The 943-nt window shown below is 59.5% G+C and carries 2 protein-coding genes; both read right to left on the bottom strand.

Annotated features, from left to right (window positions below):
* Positions 1–554: DUF4874 domain-containing protein (locus ACFQUU_RS29360; RefSeq protein WP_382252177.1), on the bottom strand; the 554-nt coding region annotated here is incomplete at its 3' end.
* A 141-nt stretch (positions 555–695) separates the two neighbouring features.
* Positions 696–943 (bottom strand): DUF4832 domain-containing protein (locus ACFQUU_RS29355; protein ID WP_382252176.1); only part of this gene is annotated, 248 nt, incomplete at its 5' end.

Genomic DNA, 943 nt, shown 5'->3' with positions numbered 1-943 from the left:
AAGCGCGGAATGGCCTTGAGGCCGGCGCTACGGAACTCATCCATGCGGCGCTGGAACAGGTCCAGCTGTGTCTGGCTGATCGGCGAATTGATGAAGCTGCTCAGGTTGACGATGCAATACACCAGCGACGTGCCTTCATTGCGGTAGCTTTGCAGGGTCGATGCACCGACGCTGGAATTGCAATCAACATAGCGGTACAGGCCGCGCTCCGGATTGAAAATCTGCGCCGTGCTACTGGTGTAGCTGACTGAACCCAACGGGCCCGTCGTCGGTGCTGGTGCGGGAACAGGAGTGGGTGTGGACGAAGATTCGGATGGTGTTTCTACCGCCGTTCCCGGGCCATAGGATCCAGCGCCCCCCGACGCTCCGTTTCCTTCGGTCGTGTTGTAGTTTGCCGCATCGGCGCCTGCTGCGGCATAGGTTTCCCCGGACATGCTTGCTGCTGTCTGGCCATCAGTGCCGCTTCCATCTCCACCTCCACCGCCGCAAGCGGCAAGACCTGCGGTCAGAAGCATTGCGGAAAGGGAGAGGCTGCGAGTCATAAGCATATTCATGTTTTTCCTTCACTAGAGAAAATACGTCCCGTGTCGGCGCGTTTTGGACGCGGGGAGTGTCAGGCAGCTCATGACTGCCTGATGGTTTGGTTGAGGAGGGATCTGAATCGGGCGCTTCGCGATGGAAGCGCCCGGTGAGGGTTACGGCGCGATACCGACAACGTGATTGGTCTTGTTGAAGCCGGTGTTGGCTTCCCAGACATTGTTGTTGGCCAGCTGGATCGCATACTCTGGACGGTCGTGCAGCGATGCCATCGGATCTGCCAGGTGCAGCAGCACTTCATAGTTGCCCGAACTGATGCCGGCCGGTAGCGTCACCGTCTGGCTTACCGTGACCGACTGCCCCGGCAGCCACTTGCGCGGATCGGCATTGAGCTTGAAGCGGTGCA

It is taken from the genome of Herbaspirillum sp. GCM10030257, assembly GCF_042666555.1.
GTDB lineage: Bacteria > Pseudomonadota > Gammaproteobacteria > Burkholderiales > Burkholderiaceae_D > Noviherbaspirillum.
Note: the sequence above shows the minus strand (reverse complement) of the source record. Positions and strands in the feature narration are given on the sequence as shown.